The 26,325-nt window shown below is 39.5% G+C and carries 23 protein-coding genes and 2 tRNA genes; 5 read left to right on the forward strand and 20 right to left on the reverse strand.

The annotated features are described in order from the left end of the window. Position 1 precedes the first annotated feature (1 nt). Together N7931_RS13980 and N7931_RS13985 are read left to right on the forward strand one after the other, a co-directional pair. Positions 2-985, forward strand: coding sequence for an oligopeptide/dipeptide ABC transporter ATP-binding protein (locus N7931_RS13980; protein ID WP_262794901.1), 984 nt, complete (start codon positions 2-4; stop codon positions 983-985). Between the two features lie 4 nt (positions 986-989). After that, positions 990-1,769, forward strand: coding sequence for an ATP-binding cassette domain-containing protein (locus tag N7931_RS13985; RefSeq protein ID WP_262794903.1), 780 nt, complete (start codon positions 990-992; stop codon positions 1,767-1,769). Positions 1,770-2,068: 299 nt separating this feature from the next. On the opposite strand, the gene pnp is transcribed toward N7931_RS13985, so the two are convergent. The 15 genes from pnp to rlmE all read right to left on the reverse strand — a co-directional run bounded on the left by pnp (position 2,069) and on the right by rlmE (position 17,558). After that, on the reverse strand, positions 2,069-4,189 hold the full coding sequence (gene pnp / locus N7931_RS13990; protein WP_262794904.1) for a polyribonucleotide nucleotidyltransferase: 2,121 nt from the start codon (positions 4,187-4,189) through the stop codon (positions 2,069-2,071). A 157-nt stretch (positions 4,190-4,346) separates the two neighbouring features. Continuing rightward, positions 4,347-4,616: a 30S ribosomal protein S15 gene (gene rpsO / locus N7931_RS13995; protein ID WP_262794905.1), complete on the reverse strand. Its 270-nt coding sequence runs from the start codon at positions 4,614-4,616 to the stop codon at positions 4,347-4,349. Between the two features lie 137 nt (positions 4,617-4,753). Further along, the gene (gene truB / locus N7931_RS14000) at positions 4,754-5,674 is read right to left on the reverse strand and encodes a tRNA pseudouridine(55) synthase TruB (protein ID WP_262794907.1); all 921 of its coding nucleotides are present in this window, start codon (positions 5,672-5,674) and stop codon (positions 4,754-4,756) included. After that, complete coding sequence (rbfA, locus tag N7931_RS14005; protein WP_262794908.1) at positions 5,667-6,071, reverse strand: 30S ribosome-binding factor RbfA; 405 nt, start codon at positions 6,069-6,071, stop codon at positions 5,667-5,669. Before rbfA ends, truB begins: the two co-directional genes overlap by 8 nt. Before the next feature lie 87 nt (positions 6,072-6,158). Next, the gene (gene infB, locus N7931_RS14010; protein ID WP_262794909.1) at positions 6,159-8,900 is read right to left on the reverse strand and encodes a translation initiation factor IF-2; all 2,742 of its coding nucleotides are present in this window, start codon (positions 8,898-8,900) and stop codon (positions 6,159-6,161) included. Between the two features lie 21 nt (positions 8,901-8,921). After that, positions 8,922-10,430: a transcription termination factor NusA gene (gene nusA, locus N7931_RS14015; RefSeq protein ID WP_262794910.1), complete on the reverse strand. Its 1,509-nt coding sequence runs from the start codon at positions 10,428-10,430 to the stop codon at positions 8,922-8,924. Between the two features lie 26 nt (positions 10,431-10,456). Next, positions 10,457-10,912 carry a ribosome maturation factor RimP gene (gene rimP, locus N7931_RS14020; protein WP_262794911.1) on the reverse strand — a complete coding sequence of 152 codons (456 nt, stop codon included), beginning with the start codon at positions 10,910-10,912 and terminating at the stop codon, positions 10,457-10,459. Between the two features lie 272 nt (positions 10,913-11,184). Then, positions 11,185-11,261: transfer RNA gene (locus N7931_RS14025), tRNA-Met, on the reverse strand. Positions 11,262-11,422: 161 nt separating this feature from the next. Then, a tRNA-Leu gene (locus N7931_RS14030) sits at positions 11,423-11,508 on the reverse strand. Positions 11,509-11,536: 28 nt separating this feature from the next. Continuing rightward, positions 11,537-11,881: a preprotein translocase subunit SecG gene (gene secG / locus N7931_RS14035; protein WP_262794912.1), complete on the reverse strand. Its 345-nt coding sequence runs from the start codon at positions 11,879-11,881 to the stop codon at positions 11,537-11,539. Positions 11,882-11,890: 9 nt separating this feature from the next. Continuing rightward, positions 11,891-12,652, reverse strand: coding sequence for a triose-phosphate isomerase (gene tpiA, locus N7931_RS14040; protein ID WP_262794914.1), 762 nt, complete (start codon positions 12,650-12,652; stop codon positions 11,891-11,893). 67 nt (positions 12,653-12,719) lie between these two features. Beyond that, a complete protein-coding gene (gene glmM, locus N7931_RS14045; protein ID WP_262794931.1) occupies positions 12,720-14,060 on the reverse strand; it encodes a phosphoglucosamine mutase in 1,341 nt (446 codons plus the stop codon). Further along, entirely contained in the window at positions 14,060-14,887 is an 828-nt protein-coding gene (folP, locus tag N7931_RS14050) for a dihydropteroate synthase (protein ID WP_262794916.1), read from the reverse strand. The genes glmM and folP overlap by 1 nt, the downstream gene beginning before the upstream one ends. Before the next feature lie 80 nt (positions 14,888-14,967). Beyond that, the gene (gene ftsH / locus N7931_RS14055) at positions 14,968-16,908 is read right to left on the reverse strand and encodes an ATP-dependent zinc metalloprotease FtsH (protein ID WP_316250584.1); all 1,941 of its coding nucleotides are present in this window, start codon (positions 16,906-16,908) and stop codon (positions 14,968-14,970) included. 20 nt (positions 16,909-16,928) lie between these two features. Then, on the reverse strand, positions 16,929-17,558 hold the full coding sequence (gene rlmE, locus N7931_RS14060) for a 23S rRNA (uridine(2552)-2'-O)-methyltransferase RlmE (protein WP_262794932.1): 630 nt from the start codon (positions 17,556-17,558) through the stop codon (positions 16,929-16,931). Positions 17,559-17,643: 85 nt separating this feature from the next. Here rlmE and yhbY point away from each other — a divergent pair, with 85 nt between their 5' ends. Continuing rightward, the gene (gene yhbY, locus N7931_RS14065) at positions 17,644-17,940 is read left to right on the forward strand and encodes a ribosome assembly RNA-binding protein YhbY (RefSeq protein WP_262794918.1); all 297 of its coding nucleotides are present in this window, start codon (positions 17,644-17,646) and stop codon (positions 17,938-17,940) included. An 80-nt stretch (positions 17,941-18,020) separates the two neighbouring features. On the opposite strand, the gene greA is transcribed toward yhbY, so the two are convergent. From greA to N7931_RS14090, 5 genes are all read right to left on the reverse strand, one after another. Further along, positions 18,021-18,497 (reverse strand): transcription elongation factor GreA, encoded by a 477-nt coding sequence (gene greA, locus N7931_RS14070; protein ID WP_262794920.1) that lies wholly within the window; start codon positions 18,495-18,497, stop codon positions 18,021-18,023. Continuing rightward, positions 18,494-21,715 carry a carbamoyl-phosphate synthase large subunit gene (carB, locus tag N7931_RS14075; protein ID WP_262794921.1) on the reverse strand — a complete coding sequence of 1,074 codons (3,222 nt, stop codon included), beginning with the start codon at positions 21,713-21,715 and terminating at the stop codon, positions 18,494-18,496. Before carB ends, greA begins: the two co-directional genes overlap by 4 nt. A gap of 24 nt (positions 21,716-21,739) precedes the next feature. After that, on the reverse strand, positions 21,740-22,864 hold the full coding sequence (gene carA / locus N7931_RS14080) for a glutamine-hydrolyzing carbamoyl-phosphate synthase small subunit (protein WP_262794922.1): 1,125 nt from the start codon (positions 22,862-22,864) through the stop codon (positions 21,740-21,742). 388 nt (positions 22,865-23,252) lie between these two features. Beyond that, positions 23,253-24,056 (reverse strand): 4-hydroxy-tetrahydrodipicolinate reductase, encoded by an 804-nt coding sequence (gene dapB, locus N7931_RS14085; RefSeq protein WP_262794923.1) that lies wholly within the window; start codon positions 24,054-24,056, stop codon positions 23,253-23,255. Between the two features lie 95 nt (positions 24,057-24,151). Beyond that, positions 24,152-24,754 (reverse strand): flavin reductase family protein, encoded by a 603-nt coding sequence (locus N7931_RS14090; protein ID WP_262794925.1) that lies wholly within the window; start codon positions 24,752-24,754, stop codon positions 24,152-24,154. 143 nt (positions 24,755-24,897) lie between these two features. Here N7931_RS14090 and tcdA point away from each other — a divergent pair, with 143 nt between their 5' ends. Beyond that, positions 24,898-25,689 (forward strand): tRNA cyclic N6-threonylcarbamoyladenosine(37) synthase TcdA, encoded by a 792-nt coding sequence (tcdA, locus tag N7931_RS14095; protein ID WP_262794926.1) that lies wholly within the window; start codon positions 24,898-24,900, stop codon positions 25,687-25,689. A 176-nt stretch (positions 25,690-25,865) separates the two neighbouring features. Beyond that, entirely contained in the window at positions 25,866-26,072 is a 207-nt protein-coding gene (locus N7931_RS14100) for a hypothetical protein (protein ID WP_262794927.1), read from the forward strand. Positions 26,073-26,325 lie beyond the last annotated feature (253 nt).

Consider the following 26,325-nt stretch of genomic DNA (forward strand, 5'->3'; position numbering starts at 1 on the left):
TATGTTACTTGATGTTCGCAATTTAACCGTAAAACTCAACAGTACAAATTTAACAATTAATGCAATTGATAAAATGAGCTTATCTATGCGTGATGGCTCTATTCATGGCTTAGTGGGTGAAACAGGCTCAGGCAAGTCGCTATTTGCTAAAGCATTAATTGGTACTTTATCCGATAAATGGACAGTACAAGCTGACCGTATGTTCTGGCAAGGTGAAGACTTATTAAAATTGAGCACCGACAAACGCCGCCAGATTATCAACCGCGATATGGCGATGATCTTTCAGGAGCCAAGCCGAAGTTTAGATCCAACGGTTACGATAGGCGAGCAAATTAACGAAGTCATCCCTAAATCTGAATTTCAAGGCAGTATTTTCAGCCGCCGACAGGAGCGTCTGCAAATTGCCAAAAATTTGTTAATTCGAGTTGGGATAAAACATTATCAGCAATGTTACGACAGTTACCCGCATGAGTTGTCAGAAGGCCTATGCCAAAAAGTAATGATTGCAATGGCAATTATCCGCAGTCCTAAATTATTAATTGCCGATGAGCCGACAGATGCAATGGAAAGTACCACCAAAATCCAAATTATGCGTTTGCTGCAAAAATTAAATACCCAAAAAAATATGTCGGTTTTATTAATCACGCACGATCTGGAATCTGTGATTAATTATGCTGAAGAAATGACATTACTTTACAGCGGGCAAAGTGTTGAGTCTGGCGCAGTCAAAGAGCTGTTAAAACGGCCTTACCACCCTTACACTCAAAATTTATTTAAAAGCATTCCCAAGTTTAATACCGACACCCGGCCTAAATCGCGGTTAGAAACCTTACCCGGCTCAACCCCGCCGTTACAACATTTACCAATTGGCTGCCGGTTAGGCCCCAGATGCCCACGCGCTCAAAAAGAATGTGTGTACACGCCCAAAAGTGTCAAACTTAAAGGGCATGTTTTTAGCTGCCACCACCCAATTAATCTGGAATAAAGCGATGTCAGTCTTACTAGAAGTGAATGATTTATCTAAAACTTATAAACGAAAAGTGCTGCCATGGAAAAGTAAACACATTACTGCTTTAGAAAAAATCAGCTTTTCTTTAGATAAATACCAAACTCTAGCGATAGTTGGTGAAACCGGCTCAGGTAAATCGACATTGGCAAAACTATTAGCTGGCGCAGAAAAACCATCAACCGGCGAAATATTACTCGATGGCAAAGCCATTTTTACCACAGAGCATAAAGAGCGGTGTAAAAATATTCGGATGATATTCCAAGATCCAGCCACTTCATTAAACCCAAGTGTCTCAATTGGTCAAATTTTGGAAGAGCCGCTTAAACTCAATACAAATTTAACCGCACTTGAGCGTGAAGACAAAATTAAAAAGACATTAGCCAGAGTGGGCTTATTATCCGATTATATGTGGCACTACCCACACATGCTATCGAGTGGCCAAAAACAACGTGTGGCGCTGGCTAGAGCACTCATTTTAGATCCTAAGATTATTGTTGCAGATAAACCTTTTGCCGCAATGGACCCATCCACCCGTTCACAAATGGTTAATTTATTATTAGAGCTACAGCAAACTTTTGGTATTGCTTATATTTTTGTATCGCATAACTTAAATATCGTAAAACATATTAGCGATCAAATATTTGTAATGCAGGACGGCAAAGTAGTCGAACAAGGAAAAACATTAGAAATTTTAAAAGCCCCACGTCATGGTTTAACTCAAAAGCTACTCTATTCTCAGCAAATGCTTAGAAAAAATTAAGCTTAATTTGAGCGAAATGAGTGAATTATATATAGATTCTGTAAACTCTGCTTTAGTCGGAAATATTGTCTATTTTTCCAGATTTGACGACCTTCAATAGAATAAATAACCTAATCTATTTTCAAAAAATACAAACTGCGTAGCATCGGTTGAACGAAATGAATCCAACAATCTAATTTGATTACCACAGTAGGCCACAAGTAGGTAATACCAAATTTTAACTTTTGAGTTAAAAACAAAAAAGCCGCTGAGTAAACTAAGCGGCTTTTTAGGATTAAGTGATTATTTAAATAATCAGATTATTCAGCGTCTTTTGCTGGCTCAGCTTGTTCAGCTGGCTTTTCTTCAAGCCCTTTCATCGTTAAACGAACTCGACCCTGACGGTCAATTTCTAATACTTTAACCTTAACTTGCTGGCCTTCAGATAAATAATCAGTTACCGCATTTACGCGCTCTTCAGAGATTTGTGAAATATGAACCAGACCTTCTTTACCCGGTAAAATTTCAACAAACGCACCAAAATCAACGATACGCATCACTTTACCGTTGTAAATAGCACCCACTTCAACTTCTGCGGTAATAGCTTTAATACGCTCAATTGCTGCATCGGCTTTTTCTTTACCTGTTGCTGCAATTTTAACTGTACCATCTTCTTCAATTTCAATCGTTGTGCCAGTTTCTTCGGTTAACTGACGAATGGTTGCGCCACCTTTACCGATAACATCACGGATTTTATCTTGATTGATCTTGATAGTATAAATGCGTGGTGCGAATTCAGATACTTCTTCTCTGTGTCCACCAATTGCATCATCCATTACTTTTAGAATGTGTAAACGCGCAGCTTTCGCTTGGTTTAATGCAATTTGCATAATTTCTTTAGTGATACCTTCAATTTTAATGTCCATTTGAAGTGCAGTAATACCTTCGGTAGAACCTGCTACTTTAAAGTCCATATCACCTAAATGATCTTCATCACCTAAAATGTCAGAAAGTACAACAAAGTCGTCGCCTTCTTTTACTAAGCCCATTGCGATACCAGCAACAGATGCTTTAATTGGCACACCAGCATCCATTAACGCAAGTGATGAGCCACACACAGAAGCCATTGAGCTTGAACCGTTAGATTCTGTAATTTCAGAAACAACACGAACTGTATACGGGAATTCTGCCGCGCTTGGCATAACAGCTGCAACACCACGTTTTGCTAAACGACCATGACCAATTTCACGGCGCTTAGGCGAACCAACCATACCAGTTTCACCAACGCTGTACGGAGGGAAATTGTAATGGAATAAGAAGCTATCTTTTTTATCGCCAGTTAAATCTTCAATGTTTTGTGCATCACGCTCAGTACCTAAAGTGGCAACCACTAAAGCTTGAGTTTCACCACGCGTGAATAATGCCGAACCGTGAGTTCTTGGTAATACACCAGTGCGTACATCTAGGGCACGAACCATAGTTGGATCACGGCCATCAATACGAGGCTCACCGGCAATAATACGACCACGAACAACTTTTTTCTCAACCGAGCTTAAAATTTCACTCACTAGGTTAGTATCAATTTCAGGGTTTTCTTCAACTAAAGCGGTTAGTGCTTTTTCTTTTACTGCGCTTGCTGCGTCTTTACGCTCAATTTTGTCTGCGATTTGGTAAGCAGCAACAAAACCTTCTTGTGATAATGCAGTTACTTTTTCAACTAATACAGAGTCGATTGGCTCTGGTGCCCAAGGCATAGCAGGTGTGTTCACTTCAGCGGCAAATTGTTTAATGCTATCAACAACAACTTGCATTTGCTCATGACCATAAACCACAGCACCTAACATAGTGTCTTCAGATAAAATAGCAGCTTCTGATTCAACCATTAATACTGCGTTTTCAGTACCGGCAACCACTAAGTCTAAATCTGAACCTGCTAATTCGCTGGTTAATGGGTTAAGCATATATTGGCCATTTTTATAACCAACACGCGCTGCACCAATTGGGCCTTGGAATGGAATACCAGCAATTGATAAAGCAGCAGATACACCAATCATAGAAATAATATCAGCGTTAATTTCTGGATTTGCTGACATTACAGTCACAATAATTTGAACTTCGTTAGTAAAATCTTTAGGGAATAATGGACGTACAGGACGGTCAATTAAACGTGCAACTAAAGTTTCACCTTCGCTTGGGCGACCTTCACGCTTAAAGAAACCACCCGGGATTTTACCCGCTGCATACGTTTTTTCTTGGTAGTTTACTGTCAGTGGGAAAAAGTCACGTCCTGGCTCTGATTCTTTTTTGGCGACAACACTGACTAATACTGTTGTGTCGTCCATACTAGCCATTACAGCTGCTGTTGCTTGTCTTGCTACTACGCCGGTTTCCAACGTGATCTCATGTTGACCAAATTGGAAAGATTTAGTTATTGGAGTCACTATAAATTTCCTTTACGCTTACTTTTGCTTTTTGTCTTTAATTTCGTGCCTAATTATACGGAACAATTTAGCAAATAAGTACAGATGTTGTGCAGATAAATAAAAAAAAAAGGGCCAAAAGGCCCTTTTTTTTCAAATTTTTTCGATAAACGCCAAATTAACGACGTAAACCTAAACGTTGGATTAATGCGCTGTAACGCTCAACGTCTTTACGCTTTAAGTAGTCTAACAAACTACGACGAGAGTTAACCATACGGATTAAACCACGACGTGAGTGGTGATCTTTCTTGTGATCAGAAAAGTGACCTTGTAATTTGTTAATACGATGCGTTAATAAAGCAACTTGAACTTCAGGTGAACCAGTATCGCCTTCTGCAGTTGCATAATCAGCAACGATTGCAGCTTTTTCAGCAGTAGTTAGTGACATAATGTACTCCAACAAAAATTAGGGTTTGCCGATCACTAATCCAGCAAACCTAGAATATTTAAGCTAATAGTCAGCTTAAATCGTGAGGCGCGCATTTTACCGGATTGCGCCTAAATTACAAGCATTGTTCTAAACAATTACAACTCGTTAAGTGATTTGGCAGTGTTTAATAAACGTTTTGCCCTAACCACTTTTTTATCATCTATTTCAACAATGCCTAAAAATATATTTTCTTGCTCAGCATAAACCCGATATAAACCAGAATCTTGCTCTGGTAATACAAATCTCTGCCCTTGTCTTAACCTATCAGTTAAATCGGGTGGCAGGGTTAATAACGGAATATGTAAAATACCAGCATCACAACTTTCAATTAAGTCATCTCTTTGTTCTGCACTTAACTGTTCGAACTCAGCTTGAGTTTTCATGTGAGCACTATCAAAGCCTGAAATTTGAGTTCGCCTTAATTCTGTTACATGCGCGCCACAGCCTAAGTTTTCGCCTAAATCATCGACAATTGTGCGAATATAAGTCCCTTTTGAACAAGCGATTGTCATTGTGACATAAGGAAACTCAATGGCATCAACCGATAATTCGTAAACGGTAATCTGGCGAATTGGGCGCGGTACGTCAATGCCTTTACGGGCATAATAATACAAAGGTTTACCTTCGTATTTTAAAGCAGAATAAATTGACGGCTGTTGATCAGAAACCCCTTTAAATTTTAAAGCCTCGGCAATAACTTGCTCAGCAGTTACTGTTACATCACGAGTTTCAACAATTTCACCTTCAGCATCAGAGGTTGTGGTTCTTTCACCTAATTTTGCAGTTACCTGATAGGTTTTATCAGCATCCAATAAAAACTGGCTAAATTTAGTTGCTTCACCAAAACAAATCGGTAATAACCCAGTTGCAAGTGGATCTAACGCACCTGTATGCCCAGCTTTTTCGGCTTGATATAAAAACCGCATATTCTGCAAAGCGCGGTTACTGGATATATCTTTGCCTTTATCTAATAAAATTATCCCATTTAATGGTCTGAATTTTACTCTTTTATTCAACTGAATCATCCTCATCAGTTGAACCAGATTTGGCTTTGCGATTATCTGACGCAATGGCATCATCTACCAATTTAGACATGCGCAAACCTTCGTTTACACTGGTATCTAAATAAAACTTAATGCTAGGCACAACTCGCATCCGCATCGATTTAGCAAGTACCGAGCGTACAAAAGGTGCACTTTCATTTAATTGTTTAACTGCTGCCTGAGCTTTTTCATCTTCCTGCAATAATGCAGAAATAAAAATTTTTGCGTAAGCTAAATCTTTGGACACTTCAACAGCGGAAACTGTCACCATGCCGATACGCGGATCTTTTAAATCTCGCTGTAAGATTTGGGCAACATCTTTTTGAATTTGCTGAGCAACCCGCTCTGCACGGGAAAAATCTCTGGCCATTTAATATTCACCTAAAAATTTGCTTTTATACTTTAGATATACAAAAAAGGGCCTTTCGGCCCTTTTAGTCAATCAGCTTTAAAAGGATTATAACTGACGTTTAATTTCGACAGTTTCAAATACTTCAATCATGTCGCCAACGCGTACATCATTGTAGTTTTTAACCCCGATACCACATTCAGTACCGTTACGAACTTCGTTTACATCATCTTTAAAGCGACGTAATGATTCAAGCTCACCTTCGTAAATAACAATGTTATCACGTAGTACACGAATTGGGTTATTACGCTTAATAACACCCTCTGTAACCATACAACCAGCAATTGCGCCAATTTTAGGTGATTTAAACACATCACGAACCTCAGCCAAGCCAATGATTTCTTGTTTAAACTCAGGGTCAAGCATACCACTCATTGCTTTCTTAACTTCATCAATTAAGTCGTAGATAACGCTGTAGTATCTTAATTCAATATTCTCAGCTTCAATTAAACGGCGAGCCGTTGCATCGGCACGTACGTTAAAGCCTAAAATAATTGCTTGTGAAGCAGCCGCTAAAGTTGCATCAGTTTCAGTGATACCACCCACACCAGAACCGATGATTTTAACTCTAACTTCATCAGTAGATAGTTTAGTTAATGAATCAGAAATCGCTTCAAGTGAACCTTGAACATCTGATTTAAGTACCACATTTAATTCTTTAACATCGCCCTCAGTCATATTAGAGAACATATTCTCTAACTTAGATTTTTGCTGGCGAGCTAATTTAACTTCACGGAATTTACCCTGACGTTTTAATGAAACTTCACGTGCTTTTTTCTCATCACGTACCGCAGTTGCTTCATCACCCGCTTGTGGTACACCCGATAAACCTAAGATTTCAACCGGAATTGACGGACCAGCTTCAGTAATATCATTACCGTTTTCATCTTTCATAGCACGAATACGGCCGTATTCTAAACCACAAAGAATGATGTCGCCTTTTTTCAACTTACCAGACTGAACTAAAATACTAGCAACCGGACCACGACCTTTATCAAGGCGAGATTCGATAACAACACCCGATGCTAAACCATCGTGTACTGTATCTAAATCTAAAATTTCAGATTGTAGTAAAACAGCTTCTAATAGCTCATCGATACCTTGACCAGTTTTAGCTGAAACATAACAGAACTGAGTGTCACCGCCCCACTCTTCCGAAATAATATCGTGTTGAGATAGCTCAGTTTTAACGCGCTCTAAGTCAGTTTCTTCTTTATCTATTTTGTTTACTGCAACAACTAAAGGCACAGCAGCTGCTTTAGCATGCTGAATAGCTTCGATTGTTTGTGGCATTACGCCATCATCCGCAGCAACAACCAGAATAACAATATCGGTTGCCTTAGCACCACGCGCACGCATTGATGTAAACGCGGCGTGACCCGGTGTATCTAAAAACGATAACATGCCTTGATCGGTTTCAACATGGTATGCACCAATATGCTGAGTAATACCGCCAGCCTCACCAGATGCGACTTTTGCTCGACGAATATAATCAAGTAAAGAAGTTTTACCGTGGTCAACGTGACCCATAACCGTAACCACTGGTGGACGACGCTTAACTTCTGTCTGCTCACCACGGTTTGCTAATAAATCTTCTTCCATCGCGTTTTCACTAACCGCAACACCTTTGTGACCCATCTCTTCAACAACTAATAAAGCGGTTTCTTGATCAATCACTTGGTTAATGGTCACCATAGCGCCCATTTTCATCATAGCTTTAACAACTTCAACGCCTTTAACCGCCATTTTTGCTGCTAAATCGGCAACGCTGATAGTTTCACCAATTTTCACTTCACGCTCTGTTGGTGCAACTGGCTTTTGGAAGCTGTGCTGCATATTTTTAGGTGTAAATACCTTTTTACGCTTACCTTTAGGTGCACGGCTGCTTGCCATTGCTTCTGCTTCTTCATCTTTTTTAGATGCTTTTTTCTTACGACGACGAGAAGATTTTTCTTCTTGTCTATCTTTTTCAGCTTCAGCTTCTTGAGCAAAACGTGAAGAGTGAACATGAACATCTTCACGTTCAGCTGCACGGCGGCGCTCATCTTCAGCAGCCCAACGTTCAGCATTTTCTTCTGCCAGGCGTTTTGCTTCTTCGGCAATTCGAGCTGCTTCTTCTTCAGCTTTACGTTGTTCTTCTGCTTCTTTTTTCTTTCTTAAAGCAATTTCTTCTTCGGTTTCAACATGCTTTTTACGAACAGGTTGAGCAACATCTGTTGCAATTTTTGTTTGTGCAACTTTACTAGATGGTGTTTTAATTTCTTTATCCGCAGCCGGCTTAGCTGCATCAGCACTTGGTTTTGCTTGTGCTGCTTGCTGAGCTTTTTCTTCAGCTTCGCGTTGAGCTTCGGCTTCTTTCTTAGCCTGTTCTTGCGCTTCACGTTGTGCTTTAGCTTCAGCTTCTTTTTTAGCTTGAGCCTCAGCATCACGCTGAGCTTGCTCTTGAGCTAAGCGCTCTTCTTCCGCTTGCTTTTGCTGCTCTAATTCACTTGCTTTTACATAAGTACGTTTTTTACGAACTTCAACTTGAACAGATTTAGCTTTACCATGGTTACCAGCCACACTTAATGTGCTTTTGGTTTTGCGCTGTAAAGTCATCTTACTTGGTTGAGACAAGTTAGACTGACCACCATGTTGCTTATTTAAATGCTCAAGCAAAGTTTGCTTTTCTTGTTCATTTACTTGGCTACCCGGGGTTTTAGTAATCCCAGCCTCTGCAAATTGCTGAACTAACTTTTCGACTGATGTACCTACGTCTGTGGCAAGTTTATCAATTGATACTTCTGACATTCAGTTATACCTCCGCCGCTATTACTCAGCTTCGTTTTCGCCGCCAAACCAACAAATGTTGCGGGCTTTCATAATTAATTTACCTGCACTTTCTTCATCTAATTCGTCAATATCAGATAAGTCGTCAATACCTTGCTCAGCAAGATCTTCTAATGTGCAAATACCTTTATTCGCTAAAACAAAAGCCAGATGGCGATCTAAGCCTTCTAAATTTAATAAGTCATCGGCCGGTTCATTATTTTCCAGCGACTCTTCATTTGCTAACGCTAGTGTTGTTAACGCAGCTTTTGCTCTTTCGCGTAATTCTTCAACTATGTCCTCGTCGAATCCTTCCACTTCCAATAATTCGTTTACCGGAACATAAGCGATTTCTTCAAGGGTAGAGAATCCTTCTTCAACTAAAACAGTTGCAAAATCTTCATCTATGTCTAATTTTTCAGTAAATAACATCATTACTTTATCAGTTTCAGCCTGATGTTTATTAGCCATATCTTCAACTGTCATTACATTCAATTCCCAACCGGTTAACTGGCTAGCTAATCGAACGTTTTGGCCACTTCGGCCAATTGCTTGCGCAAGATTATCTGCTTCAACAGCAATATCCATTGTACGCTTGTCTTCATCGACAATGATTGATGCAACATCCGCCGGAGCCATTGCATTAATGACATATTGCGCTGGATTATCATCAAATAAAACAATATCTACACGCTCGCCGTCTAACTCACCTGATACCGCTTGAACCCGAGAGCCACGCATACCAACACACGCACCAACTGGGTCAATTCGTTTATCATTTGACTTAACCGCGATTTTAGCTCTTGAACCCGGATCGCGAGCTGCTGATTTAATTTCCAACATTTCTTCACCAATTTCAGGCACTTCAATACGGAATAATTCAATCAACATATCAGGCTTAGTACGGCTCATGATTAATTGTGGACCACGCGCTTCTGGGCGAATCTCATACAATAAACCACGAACTCTGTCACCCGGACGGAAAGTTTCACGAGGTAACAATTCTTCACGACGAATAATCGCTTCTGCATTACCACCTAAATCTAAAATAACCGCATCACGACTTGATTTTTTAACTACACCAGTTAAAAGTTCACCAACTCGTTCTTCGTATTCTTCAATAATCTGTGCACGCTCAGCTTCACGTACTTTTTGTACGATAACTTGTTTTGCTGTTTGTGTTGTAATACGGTCAAATTGAATTGATTCAATTTCGTCTTCAACATAGTCACCTAATTGAAGATTAGGGTCTTCAAATTGCGCAGCTTCCAAACCAATTTCTGAAAATGGATTTTCTAAGCCTGTACCATCTTCAGCAACAATTTTCCAACGGCGGAAGGTAACAAAGTCACCTGTTTTACGATCAATACTGATACGAACATCAATATCGCCTTCGTATTTTTTCTTAGTTGCCATTGCAATTGCAGATTCCAACGCCTGAAAAATTTTCTCACGAGGAACCGCTTTTTCGTTTGATACAGCTTCCGCTACTAACAAGATCTCTTTATTCATTATCCAGCCTCGTTAATTAGATCCCATTAAAATTGGGGAACCACTTGTGCTTTGTCTATGTTTTTTATTGGAATGACATACTCTTCACGATCCACTTCAATCACTACAGAATCGCCTTCTGTCTCTTTCAATAACCCTTTAAACTTACGTCTACCATTAATTGGCATTTTGGTTTTTAAATCAACCTGATGATTTGCAAATGCAGCAAAGTGCTCAATTTTAAACAATAAACGATCTAAACCTGGCGAGGATACCTCTAAGGTATATTCACTTGAGATAGGATCTTCAACGTCTAAAACTGCACTGACCTGCCGACTTACTTCTGCACAATTATCAACAGTAATTCCACTTTCATGTTCAATAAAAACACGCAAAATAGAATGCTTACCAGCGCGAACAAATTCAACGCCCCAAAGCTCAAAGCCTGTTACTTCAACAGCCTTTGCAATAATAGATTCAAGCTGAAATTCTTGTTTCGCCAAGCTAACCTCGAATTTTTTAAAATACAAAATAAAAAGCCCCGACTTGCGACCGGGGCTTCTCAAATAATAAAACCGGTTGATATTGCAAGGTTTGATCTTAAATGATTAAACCTCACAATTTAAGTGTTAATTACAAACTAACACTTACCAATTATCATCCTGAAAATTGGTTGCAGGAGTTGGATTTGAAAACAAACACAACAACCTTCGCACTTATTAAGAGCTAAGCCCAACGAGCTGCCCTTAATTGCCTTTAATCTCAAAGCACTAATTGGTTGCGGGAGCTGGATTTGAACCAACGACCTTCGGGTTATGAGCCCGACGAGCTACCAAGCTGCTCCATCCCGCGTTAATACATTATCTATATTTATACAGCTGAATCGCTGTCTAAGATCAAGTGATTTTAAAATCACCCAAAAAATCTGGCCAGTATTATAAAGCTCACTCGCAATAAATTCAAACTTTATACTGACAAAGAAAAGACATTTTTTAGATTAATATCTTTGAGTTTGGTGCCGTGGGCGGGACTTGAACCCGCACGAGCTATGCTCACCACCCCCTCAAGATGGCGTGTCTACCAATTCCACCACCACGGCCAATAATTAGGAAATTATGAACGCTATATTATTGAGGTACGTCTGTTGGTGTTTGATCAGCAGCAGGTACATCTTCGGCGGCAGGGGCAAGCGTTTCAGCAGCCGGTGCTTCTAAATCATTCCAGCTTTCACCTTCGTGTTTTTGTTTTGCGGTGATACCACCTAATACCAAACATAAAACAAAAAACAAAGTTGCTAATACAGTTGTTGTTTTAGTTAAAAAGTTGCCCGCACCTGATGAACCAAATACAGTTCCAGAACCACCAGAGCCAAATGAAGCGCCCATATCAGCACCTTTACCCTGTTGGATTAAAATAAAACCAATCAAAGCGACTGCGACAATAATATAAACAACAATTAATACTTCAAACATTTAAATCACCTATGCCAATTGACATATTTTTATAAACTGTTCAGGTACTAAACCAGCACCACCGATTAAGCCGCCATCTATATCCGGCTGGCTAAATAAAGCCGCAGCATTTTCAGGTTTAATGCTGCCACCATATAAAATTCTGACTGTTTTTGCCGTTTCAGGGCAAATAGAAGCTATCATGCCTCTGATAAATCTATGAATTTCTTGCGCTAACTCAGGTGATGCAGCCTGACCTGTCCCTACAGCCCAAATAGGTTCGTAAGCAATTAAACAATCTTTAAAAGCTTGTTTACCACCTAAATGCATAACTGCTTCAATTTGTGCAGTTAAACGACTAAAGGTTTTACCGGTTTCTTTTTCTTCTGTTGTTTCACCTACACATAAGATAGGTTTTAAACCAGCATTTAACGCTTTCATAAATTTTTTGGCTGTCACTTTTGACGTTTCTTTAAATAAAGAACGACGCTCTGAGTGACCACAAATAACCCACTGGCAACCACTTTCTTTGGCTAAACCAACTGATATTTCGCCAGTTAAGGCTCCATTATCTAACTCATTGATATTTTGAGCAGCTAGAAAAACATGATCTAATTCATGAATTTTCTTTTGCTCATCAAAATAACTATAGAGCGTTGCGGGCGGACTAATTACAACTTCGATGTCCTGACAAACACCAGATTGTTTGATTTGTAGCAAAACTTGATTGACTAATTCACGGCTTCCGTTCATTTTCCAATTAGCGGCTACAACGGGCATTCTTTTTGTCATTAACTACTCCGTTTACAAGCGGGCGTGATTGTATCCATCATCGCCCTTTGTTACAAGCAAAAAATACTTAATTAACAGCTTGTTTTACTGTATCCGCAATTTCCTGAGCCAAAAGTTCAACATCGGCTAAGTTTTGACCTTCAACCATCACTCGGATTAAAGGTTCAGTACCCGATTTTCGCATTAATACTCGACCAGTATCACCCAGTTTGGCTTCAACATCTGCAACCGATTGTTTTACTTTGTCATTTTCTAAAGGCTCTTGCCCAGCCTGATAACGAACATTAATCAGTTTTTGCGGGAATTTTTCCATCCCCTGAGCCAGTTCATATAACGACATTTGAGAATTTTGCATTGCTCGTAAAACTTGCAGGCCAGAGATAATGCCATCGCCGGTAGTGGTGTATTGTAAATTTAAAATATGACCAGAGCTTTCGCCGCCGATTAACCAGCCATTTTGTTTTAAAATTTCGAGTACATATCTGTCACCAACTGCACTACGGGCAAATGGAATACCTAAACGCTTAACTGCGATTTCCATCCCTAAATTACTCATCACAGTTCCCACAACCCCGCCGTGCATTTCTCCGCGGCGCAGTGCATCTCTAGCAATAATAAAAACGAGTTGATCCCCATCAACAACATTACCTTTATGGTCAACCATCATTAATCGGTCACCATCGCCATCCAAGGCAAACCCTAAATCAGCCTTTTCTGTGATTACCTTATTTTGCAAGGCAGTCAAGTCAGTCGCACCACAGTCTTTATTAATATTTAAACCATCCGGCGAACAACCCATTTCAATAACATTCGCCCCTAATTCACGCAATACATTAGGTGCAATATGATAAGTAGCCCCATTAGCACAATCGACTACTATTTTTAATCCTTTCAGAGACATATCTGACGGGTAACGGCTTTTACAAAATTCAATGTAACGGCCGGCAGCATCTTCTATGCGTTTGGCTTTACCTAATAAGCCCGACTCAACCGTGGTCATTGGTTTATTAATTTCAGCTTCAATCGCGAGTTCTAATTCGTCATCTAACTTAGTGCCGTGTTTTGAAAAGAATTTAATACCATTATCCTGAAACGGATTATGAGAAGCACTAATGACAATACCAGCATCCGCTCTAAAAGTTCGGGTTAAGTAAGCTATTGCTGGGGTTGGCATTGGCCCTAACAAACCAATATTGACACCAGCAGCGGAAAGACCAGACTCTAATGCCGACTCCAACATATAACCTGAAATTCTTGTATCTTTACCAATTAAAACTTTATGATTCCCTTGGCTGGATAATACTTTGCCAACTGCCCAACCTAGTTTTAAAACAAACTCAGGGGTAATACAGCCTTTACCAACTTCACCACGAATACCATCTGTACCAAAATATTGTTTACTCACAATTATTTTTCTCCTTTAAGTGTTGCTTCAACCACTTTTAATGCATCGATTGTTTCTGCAACATCATGTACTCTAATTATATTTGCCCCATTTAGCGCAGAGATAACAGCACCTGCGACACTCGCAGACACTCGCTGAGCAGGCTCTTTATTAACGACAGCACCTAACATTGATTTTCTTGATAAACCGGCTAATAACGGACAATCAAGCGATTTAAACAACTCAAATTTAGCAAGCAACTGATAATTATGCTCAACCGTTTTTCCAAAGCCAAAGCCTGGATCCAAAATAATTCTATTTTTCCCAATGCCGGCACTTTCACATGCTTGAATTCTATTTAGCAAATAATTATAAACTTCATGAATTACATCATCATACGAAGGCGACACTTGCATACTTACAGGGTTTCCCTGCATGTGCATTAAACAAACTTCCGTATCCGATTTTGCTAGCACCTCTAATGCACCCGGCATTTCTAATGCACGAATATCGTTAATTAACTCAACGCCTAATTCTATCGCATCCTGCATAATTTCGGGCTTATAGGTATCAACAGAAATAGGAATATCAAACCGAGACTGGATTGCTTGAATAGCAGGAATAACTCTACGTCTTTCTTCTTCAACTTCAACATAAGTTGCGCCAGGTCTGGTTGACTCTCCCCCTAAATCAAGGATATCCACACCAGCATCTTGCATTTTTTCGACTTGCTTTAACGCTGCGTCTAATTGATTAAACTTGCCACCATCACTAAAACTATCCGGTGTTAAATTCACAATCCCCATAACCAAAGGTCGGTTTGATTGTTCAATTAAAGTTTTAATTTTCATATAAAAGGGTATTCAGAAACTGATTTTATGATTAGCTAACAGTAAGAATAAAGCCCCAAGTTTGGGGCTTTAGGTTTGTATTATTTAGCGCTTGGCTCATCAGCAACTGTATTGGAAGGCGTCGATTTACCTTCACTCACCGTTTGTCCTGACGAACCGTTAGAACCTGTTGTTGGTGGTTTATTGTCTTTACCCCAGTCTTGTGGTTCACGCACTTCAGTTCTGGCCATTAAATCATCAATTTGTTTTGCATCAATGGTTTCATATTTCATCAAGGCATCTTTCATCGCATGTAAAATATCAATGTTATCATTCAACATTTTTTCAGCACGCTGATAATTTCTGTCAAGCAAGCCTTTAACCTCAGCATCAATTAATTTAGCCGTATCATCTGACATGCTTGAAGATTTAGCTGAACTGCGACCTAAAAATACTTCGCCTTCTTCTTCTGCATATAAAATAGGACCTAATTTTTCAGATAAACCCCATTGTGTCACCATCTTACGTGCAATTTCAGTCGCGCGTTCAATATCGTTAGAAGCACCCGTTGTTACTTTATCATGCCCATAAATAATCGCTTCCGCTAAACGACCACCATATAAGCTTGAGATCATGCTTTCTAAATGCTGTTTACTATGGCTTACTCTGTCTTGTTCAGGTAAATACATAGTAACACCTAATGCACGACCACGAGGAATAATAGACACTTTATAAACAGGATCATGTTCCGGCACTAAACGGCCAACAATCGCGTGTCCGGCTTCGTGATAAGCTGTCATTTCTTTTTCAGCTTCACTCATCACCATAGACTTACGTTCCGCACCCATCATAATTTTATCTTTAGCTCTATCAAACTCTTCCATAGAGACTAAACGTTTATTATTACGTGCAGCAAATAATGCAGCTTCGTTAACTAAGTTAGCTAAATCAGCACCAGAGAATCCCGGCGTACCACGCGCAATAACAGAAGCTTCAACATCATCACCTAAAGGCACTTTACGCATGTGCACTTTTAAAATTTGTTCTCGACCACGTACATCCGGTAAACCAACAACAACTTGCCGGTCGAAACGACCTGGACGTAATAAAGCAGGGTCTAATACATCTGGGCGGTTAGTTGCAGCAATAACAATAATACCTTCATTGCCTTCAAAACCATCCATTTCAACTAACATTTGGTTAAGTGTTTGCTCACGCTCATCATGCCCACCACCTAAACCGGCACCACGCTGACGGCCTACAGCGTCAATTTCATCAATGAAGATAATACAAGGTGCTGATTTTTTAGCTTGGTCAAACATATCACGCACACGTGACGCGCCCACACCCACAAACATTTCAACAAAGTCTGAACCTGAGATAGTAAAGAAAGGTACTTTAGCTTCACCAGCAATCGCTTTTGCTAATAAAGTTTTACCTGTCCCCGGAGGACCAACCATTAATACGCCTTTAGGAATTTTACCGCCTAATTTTTGGAATTTACTTGGGTCACGTAAATAATCGACTAACTCAGCAACATCTTCTTTGGCTTCATCACAACCAGCTACATCAGCAAAAGTTGTTTTGATTTGATCTTCGCTCATTAAACGCGCTTTGCTTTTACCAAATGACATAGCACCTTTACCACCACCGCCTTGCATCTGGCGCATAAAGAAAATCCACACCGCGATTAATAAAATCATCGGGAACCATGAAATAAAGATAGTGCCAAGCAGGCTAGGCTCTTCCGGTTTAGTTCCTTCTACTTTTACATTGTTAGCTAATAATTCATCCAGAATTTTTTCATCACGCATCGGAAAAATTGTTTCAAATTTTTCGCCTGAACGTTTTGTCCCGACTATAGTGCCAGTTGATGGATCAATTTTAACTTCGCTGACCATCCCCTGATCAACTTGTTTTACAAATTCACTATATTCAAGTTTGCGTTCGCTGCCGCCACCCGGAGAAAAACTATTAAATACCGCCATCAAAACAACTGCAATGACGATCCATAAAATTAAGTTCTTTGCCATATCACTCAAGACACTAACCTCTTATCAACTTAATGTTTGTAACCAGAAGCAACAATATAGACCTCACGAGAGCGGTCTCTTGATGAATCTGGTTTACGAATTTTAACCTGGCTAAATGCATTACGCACTTCGTTTAGATACTGATCAAAGCCAGCGCCTTGGAAAATCTTAACAACAAACTTTCCATTTTTCTTCAAAACTTGATGACACATATCAAATGCAAGCTCAACCAAGTACATAGATCTTGTTTGATCAACGGTATCATTACCACTCATATTTGGCGCCATGTCCGATAATAATACATCCACGGTTTTACCGCCAATACGATCTAATAAAGCATTTAATACAGCTTCTTCTCTAAAATCACCTTGCAAAAAATCAACACCGGCAATGGGATCCATCTCTAATATATCACAAGCAACCACATCACCGTCTGAACCGACTTTTTCTACCGCATATTGTGACCAACCGCCGGGCGCTGCCCCTAAATCAACCACTGTCATACCGGGACGTAATAATTTATCTTTTTGATCGATTTCTTCTATTTTAAAAACCGCACGCGAACGCAAGCCCATCTTCTGTGCTTTTAACACATAAGGGTCATCAAAATGTTCTTTTAACCAACGCTGACTGCTGGCTGATTTCTTTTTCTGCACAATTCTAACTTGGTTTAATTAGTAATAAGACGTAGATGGCGTTAAAATAGAATAAATTCAAGCTTCATCATATTAAAAAAGTGAAATAATGAACATATCTACCAAACAAAAACAATTCCTTAAAGGCTTAGCCCATTCGCTCAAACCGGTTGTCCAACTAGGTGGCAACGGATTAACCGAAGGTGTTATAGCCGAAATTGACTCTGCATTAAGCCATCATGAATTAATCAAGGTCAAAATTCCTACTGACGAAAGAGACCTTAAAAAAGCGATCATAGACGCAATTGTCCGTGAAACTCAAGCTTTTCAGGTTCAAACTATTGGTCATACACTGGTTTTATACAGACCAAGTGATGAACCAAAAATTCAACTACCTAAAAAATAATGTTATTTTTAGCTTAAATCAAAGCTTAAATAAACAAAAAGCCGACTACGTCGGCTTTTTCTATTTAGCGGTAACACAGGTTAAATATACTCAACCTTAATTACATCGTATTCCACTTCTGAACTTGGTGTTTTCAGCGTAAAAGCTTCGTCAACTTCTTTGCCTATCATTGCTCTTGCAATTGGTGAGTTTACAGATATTAAATTCTTCTTAATATCGGCTTCATCATCACCCACTATTCTGTAAGTTGATACATCACCTGTATCAACATTTTCAATAGTTACGGTTGTACCAAAAATAATACGACCCGATTTAGGCATTTTGGTTACATCAATAATTTGAGCATTAGATAACTTAGCTTCAATTTCCTGAATGCGACCTTCACAAAAACCTTGCTGCTCACGAGCTGCATGATACTCTGCATTTTCTTTTAAATCACCATGTTCACGAGCATCAGCAATCGCAGCAATAATAGCTGGGCGTTTAACTGATTTAAGCTCTTTTAACTCAGCTCTGAGCGCTTCCGCGCCCTGAACTGTCATTGGGATTTGGCTCATAAAACAACTCGCTTATGTAATGACTGAACAGAGTTAACTGTGTTTCTATCATCAGCAGAGTGTGCCATACAAGTTGCAAAAGCAGCATTTAAAGTAGTTGTGTACTTAACTTTGTAGCGTAAAGCACCACGACGAATTGGTACAGAATCAGTAATAGCCTGACGACCTTCTGTTGTGTTGACAATATAGTCATACTCACCGTTTTTAATACGGTCAACAATATGCGGACGGCCTTCTGATACTTTATTAACAACTCTAACTTCAATGCCAGCCGCTTCTAATAAAGTAGCTGTGCCTTTAGTCGCATCAATTGAGTAACCCATTTTTGTCAGTGTTTTTGCTAACTCAGCAACACGCGGCTTATCGCCTTCACGTACCGAAATTAACACTCTACCTGTTTTAGGAACGGTTTCACCAGCACCTAAACAAGATTTAGCAAACGCTTCTGCAAACGTATCGCCTACACCCATAACTTCACCGGTTGAACGCATTTCAGGACCTAAAATAGGATCAACGCCCGGGAATTTATTAAATGGAATAACCACTTCTTTAACTGAGTAATAAGGTGGAATAATTTCTTTTGTTACACCTTGTTGTGCCAAAGACTGACCAACCATAACACGCGCAGCTACTTTAGCTAATGGCACACTGGTCGCTTTAGAAACAAAAGGAACAGTACGTGCAGCACGCGGGTTTACTTCAATTAAATAAATTTCGTTATCTTTAATCGCAAATTGGGTATTCATTAAGCCCACTACGTTTAATTCAAACGCTAATTTTTTAACCTGATCGCGTAATCTGTCTTTGATCTCTTCAGTTAAAGAGTACGGAGGTAATGAACAGGCTGAGTCACCAGAGTGAACACCCGCTTGCTCGATATGCTCCATAATACCGCCGATAACAACCTGCTCACCATCACAAATTGCGTCGATATCAACTTCAATTGCACCATCTAAGAAACGATCTAACAATACAGGTGAATCATTTGATACTTGTACTGCATCGTTTAAATAACGCTTTAAGTCACTTACATCGTAAACAATTTCCATTGCACGACCACCTAAAACATAAGATGGGCGAACCACTAACGGGAAGCCAATATCTTTTGCTTTAGTTAACGCTTCTTCGATATTTTTAACTGTTGCGTTTTCAGGCTGTTTTAACCCTAAACGATCAACCGCTTGTTGGAAACGCTCACGGTCTTCTGCACGGTCAATTGCATCCGGTGAAGTACCAATTACAGGTACACCAGCCGCTTCTAACGCACGCGCTAATTTAAGCGGAGTTTGACCACCGTATTGAACAATCACACCTTTTGGCTTTTCAATACGAACAATTTCTAATACATCTTCAAGCGTGACTGGCTCAAAATATAAACGGTCAGATGTATCATAGTCAGTTGAAACTGTCTCTGGGTTACAGTTAACCATGATAGTTTCATAACCGTCTTCACGTAATGCCATAGACGCATGAACACAGCAATAATCAAACTCGATACCTTGGCCGATACGGTTTGGACCACCACCTAATACAATAATTTTGTCTCTGTTGCTAACGTTTGCTTCACACTCTTCATCATACGTTGAGTACATATAAGCAGTAGTGGTTGCAAATTCAGCCGCACAAGTATCAACTCGTTTGTAAACCGGGAAAATATCCAGTTGTTGACGCTTTTTGCGAACCTCGCCTTCAGCAACACCGATTAGATCAGCGATACGCTTATCAGCAAAACCTTTGCGTTTTAAAGCTACTAAAAACTCTTTAGTTAAACCGGCTAATCCTTTTTCAGAAATTTGTTTTTCTGATTTGATAATGTCTTCGATTTGAACCAAAAACCAAGGATCAATTTTAGTAATTGCAAAGATTTCATCTAGTGACCAACCAGAACGGAACGCATCCGCAATGTACCAAATACGATCGGCACCCGGCTCTTTTAATTCGTGACGAATTTTAGCCTGAGCTTCTGAATCATCTAAATCAATAATAGGGTCAAAACCGGATACCCCGATTTCTAAACCACGCAATGCTTTTTGCATTGACTCTTGCTGATTACGACCAATCGCCATTACTTCACCAACAGATTTCATCTGAGTGGTTAATCTGTCGTTTGCACCGGCAAATTTTTCGAAGTTAAATCTTGGGATCTTAGTGACAACATAGTCAATTGAAGGTTCAAATGACGCAGGGGTTAAACCATTGGTAATGTCGTTTGCTAATTCATCTAAGGTATAACCTACAGCTAATTTAGCTGCGATTTTAGCAATTGGGAAACCCGTTGCTTTAGACGCTAACGCAGATGAACGCGATACACGTGGATTCATTTCAATAATAACCATACGGCCATTATCTGGATTAATACCAAACTGAACGTTAGAACCACCCGTTTCAACACCAATCTCACGCAATACAGCCATAGAGGCAATACGCATAATTTGATATTCTTTATCAGTTAAAGTTTGCGCAGGTGCAACGGTAATTGAGTCACCAGTATGAACCCCCATAGGGTCGAAGTTTTCAATCGAACAAACAATAATACAGTTATCGTTTTTGTCGCGAACCACTTCCATTTCATACTCTTTCCAACCAATTAATGATTCATCAATCAATAATTCGCTGGTTGGCGATAAATCTAAACCACGGGTACAGATTTCTTCAAATTCTTCGATATTGTAAGCAATACCGCCGCCTGAACCACCCATAGTGAATGACGGACGAATAATACAAGGAAATCCAATACGCGATAATACATCAAGCGCTTCATCCATTGAGTGCGCAGTTTCTGCACGTGGACACTCAAGGCCGATGTTTTTCATCGCTTTGTCAAAACGCTCACGGTTTTCTGCTTTATCAATCGCATCAGCAGTTGCACCAATTAACTCACAACCAAATTTAGCTAACACACCGTGTTTATCTAAATCTAATGCACAGTTTAATGCAGTTTGACCACCCATAGTTGGCAATACTGCATCTGGGCGCTCTTCTTCAATAATTTTAGCAACCACTTCCCAGTGAATTGGCTCAATGTAAGTTGCATCAGCCATTTCAGGGTCAGTCATAATAGTTGCAGGGTTAGAGTTAACTAAAATAACTCGATAACCTTCTTCGCGTAATGCTTTACAGGCCTGAGTGCCTGAATAGTCAAATTCACAGGCCTGACCAATTACAATTGGTCCAGCGCCTAGAATCAAAATGCTTTTTATATCAGTACGTTTTGGCATCTCTAGTATCTCTGTTTGGCTCGTTTATTTAGCTTGCTTAATCAGCTCGATAAAATGATCAAATAAATCTGCGGCTTCATGTGGACCCGGGCTTGCTTCAGGGTGACCTTGGAAACTAAATGCAGGCTTATCTGTACGGTGAATACCTTGCAGTGATCCATCGAATAAAGACTTATGAGTTGCTTTTAAATTAGCAGGTAAAGTAGCTTCATCAACCGCAAAACCGTGGTTTTGGCTGGTAATCATAACCACTTTTGAATCTAAGTCCTGAACCGGATGGTTTGCACCGTGGTGACCAAATTTCATTTTTACCGTTTTAGCACCACTGGCTAACGCTAATAACTGATGGCCTAAACAAATACCAAATACCGGAATATCAGTTTCTAAAATTTCTTTGATTGCAGCAATTGCATAATCACACGGCTCAGGATCACCAGGGCCATTTGATAAGAAGATCCCATCAGGGTTCATTGCAAGCACTTCGCTTGCAGGCGTTTTAGCTGGTACTACAGTTAAATCACAACCGCGCTCAACTAACATACGTAAAATATTACGTTTTACACCAAAGTCATAAGCAACCACTTTAAAAGGCTTATCAGTTGGCTCAGCGTAAGCTTCTTGGCTTAAAGCCCAAGTTGTCTGATTCCATTGATAAGATTCTTTTGTCGTTACTTCTTTGGCTAAATCCATGCCTTTTAATCCAGGGAAAGCTTTTGCTTGCGCTAATGCTTTTTCTGCATCATCACCAGTAATTAAACAACCGTTCTGAGCACCTTTTTCACGTAAAACACGCGTTAATTTACGCGTATCAATGTCAGCAATTGCAACAATGTTACGTTGTTTTAAGTAGTCAGATAAACTTTGTTGATTACGAAAGTTTGACGCAAGTAGTGGTAAATCACGAATAACTAACCCTTTTGCCCAAATATGAGCAGACTCTTCGTCTTCTGGGTTTGTACCTGTGTTTCCAATATGCGGGTATGTTAGAGTAACAATTTGCTCCGCATACGATGGATCAGTCAAAATTTCCTGATAACCAGTCATTGAAGTGTTAAATACTACTTCACCAACTGACATCCCCTCAGCACCAATTGAAGTGCCCTTGAATACAGTACCATCTTCAAGTACTAACAAGGCGGTTTCAGCCAAAACGACCTCCTGAACATTAAAAAACGGGTGCTATTTTAAACAGCTGCCCGTTTTCAGAATTCTGCGAATGCGATTTTAAAATCGCGTATGTAAATCTTGTCTATTCTAGATGATTTAACTTTAATTGGCTATTAAAAATTACAAAACTTAGTGAAATAATGCCTTATCAGCTAAATTTTAATAAAACAGACAAAACAGACAAAACAGACACTTTTCATTAAAATTTATCTAACAGCTATATTTCTCTTAAACTCGTTTTTAAAACCAATAATTAACCATAAAAAACAATCAATTAAATATCTAACCTATCAGTTAAAAAAAATCCCGGAGTGATATAAAGCACTTCGGGATTAATTTTGATGCGATTAAAAAGTGATCTAATTAAAAATTAATCTTTAAGACCCAAAACATCCTGCATATCATATTTTGCAACAGGTTTACCGGCAAGCCAGTGTGCGGCTCTAACCGCACCTTTAGCAAAAGTTAAACGACTAGACGCTTTGTGTGTAATCTCGATACGTTCACCAATATCAGCAAACATAGCAGTATGCTCACCCACTATATCACCCGCTCTAATAGTAGCAAAGCCTATGGTATTTGGATCGCGCTCACCAGTATTTCCTTCACGGCCATAAATCGCACATTCATCTAAATCGCGCTTTAAAGTGTCAGCAATTACTTGGCCCAAAGCTAAAGCTGTACCAGATGGTGCATCTTTTTTATATCTGTGGTGCGCTTCCCAAATTTCAATATCAGTATAGTCACCCATTACTTTTGCTGCGGTTTCGAGCAGTTTAAATAATAAATTTACCCCAACACTCATATTTGCAGCAAACACCACCGGAATCTGTTTACCTGCTTCATCAATTTGTGCCAATTGTTCTTTATTAAAACCAGTTGTCCCAATCACCACTGGTTTTTTATTGGCTACACACCATTTAATATTTTCAATACTGGCATCTGGTAAAGTAAAGTCGATATAAACATCGGCTAATTCAGTTTGTGCAGTTAAGCTGGTTGTGGTGAGCTCTAGTTTGCCAATACCCGCAATTTCACCCACATCCATCCCTAAAAATGCCGAACTCTCACGCACAATTGCCTGACTTAACTCAACTTCGTCATTTAATTTGCATGCTTCAATTAATGCACGCCCCATTCGGCCGTTACTGCCAAAAATGCCAATTTTTGTCATTTTATCAAAACCTGTTTTCTTAAATTGCGCGCATTTTAGACGTATGCGCTGCGAATTTAAATGTTTAATCTAAATTTATTCTTTTTAGGATAAGGTTATTCCGGCTTTAATACATCTGAAATTGCTGAATATTCCATTCCGCCTAAACGAGCCAGCGGGTTAATTTTCTGACTGTCGATTTTTAATCTAGCGCCATCTTGGCTCACTGCATCATCACGAATATAAGCTTGTTTAATTTCGGCAAAAACTAACGACATAGGTTTGTCACCAATTTCGTCCACTTTATAAAGTTCACAACCAAACGCGACAGGTGCATGAGCTAAACGAGGTAAAGTAAAGCCGGTAAATTCGGTTAGCTTAATATTATATTCATCTATTTCTGAATGCCCCGGCGGTAAATCTGTACCGGTTTGATGAACCTGATTAATCTGTTCTGCACTGGCTATATGGATCACACATTTTTGAGTTCGCAGCACATTAGTTAGTGAATCTTTGTGACTACCATCCCGACGTTTTCCAGCGCTATACATCAGCAAAGGCGGCTCAGAACCAATTGCATTAAAAAACGAGTAAGGCGCTAAATTAAAAGATTCGTTTTGGTTTTCAGATAATACCCATGCAATTGGTCTAGGCAAAATCGTTTGGGTCATCAAAAAATAAGCTTGAGTCGGGCTTATCTCTGAAAAATTAATTAACATAAACATTCCGTTTGAATTATTTTGAATAAAAATGAGTTTAAAGCTATCCCCATGCTACTTCAAGATGCATGTTTCAGTGTTGATACAGCTAAGGTATAATGCCGCTTTTACTTATTTTGTTTTATTGATTTTCAGGAAGTAGCATGCGATCAGATTCTTTTGAAAACCGTTTTAACGGCAGCCAGCGTTTATATGGTCATCAAGGCGTTAAACAATTGAGTCAGGCTCATGTTGCTGTGGTTGGTTTAGGCGGTGTTGGCACTTGGGTAGTGGAAGCTTTAGCCCGCACTGCGGTTGGTCAACTTTCGTTATTTGATTTGGACGATATTTGTGTCTCAAATACCAACCGCCAACTGCATGCGATTACTGGCCAATACGGCCAGTCGAAAGTAGAAGCAATGGCAAACCGAGTCAAAGCAATTAATCCTCAATGTACAATTAATCAAATTGAAGATTTTGTAACGCCAGATAATGTCCGCGAGCTATTTTCTACCGGTTTAGATTTTGTAGTGGATGCAACCGACAATGTAAAAGCTAAATCGGCCATGATTGCATGGTGTAAACGTAATAAAGTTAAAATTATAACCATTGGTGGTGCGGGCGGCCAGCTTGACCCAAGCCAGATTAAAATTGGTGATTTGGCTAAAACAATTCAAGATCCACTGCTTGCTAAAGTGCGTAACCAACTACGCCGGGATTATAATTTTTCTAAAAATCCAAAACGAAAATTTGGGGTAGATGCGATTTATTCCACCGAGCAATTAAAATATCCAACCGATAATGGCGGCGTATGCCTGCAAAAACCAGAAACAGATGGCCCAGCCCGATTAGATTGTGCAACCGGTTTTGGCGCCTCAACAGTTGTTACTGGCAGTTTTGGTTTTTTTGCCGCATCCGTTGTGATTAACAAACTCAGCCAACCCGCTAAAAGTTAAATTAAAACAAAAGTAAAGATTCTGTCAGCGTGTAAATTAACTGTAAATCCGCTATCCGCCAATTCAATTGCAGACTAAATTAATCAAGCAACCCAAGCGAATAGCCCAAGTTGAGTTTATACCTGTGTTCAAGATACACGGGTATGGATAATCACTCTTTTAAAAGGACAGATTCAATGAAATCAAAACTGATTTGCTCAACCCTATTAATCGCCTTTAGCTGCTCTCAAGCTTATGCCGGCGATAAAGAAAAAATGCCTAAAGAAGAGCGCAAAGCGCTTATGCAAGAATGTAAAGAAGCCGCAGAGGCAGAAAACATCGACAAAGCAGAACTCAGAAAATGGGTTAAACAATGCATTAAAGAAAAAATGAGCCAAAAATAATTTTTAGCTTATAGCCGCAAAGCCAAATACTTTGCGGTTAAGTTTAACCACTTCCAAATCGTCTAATCTCATGTATACCCGTGCTATTTTCAAGATGCTTGATTTCAGCCGGAGAAAAAAATGCATGAGACAAGACAAATTGTTGTAGGTATAGTCACTCTACATCAAAACAATTTGGCGCAGTATCAGGCATTTTTAGCCCGGCCCTTCGGGAGCTTCACAGCGCTTCCACTACTGCATCATATTGGTTTGA

This window comes from Catenovulum sp. 2E275, assembly GCF_025515275.1.
Lineage (GTDB): Bacteria > Pseudomonadota > Gammaproteobacteria > Enterobacterales > Alteromonadaceae > Catenovulum.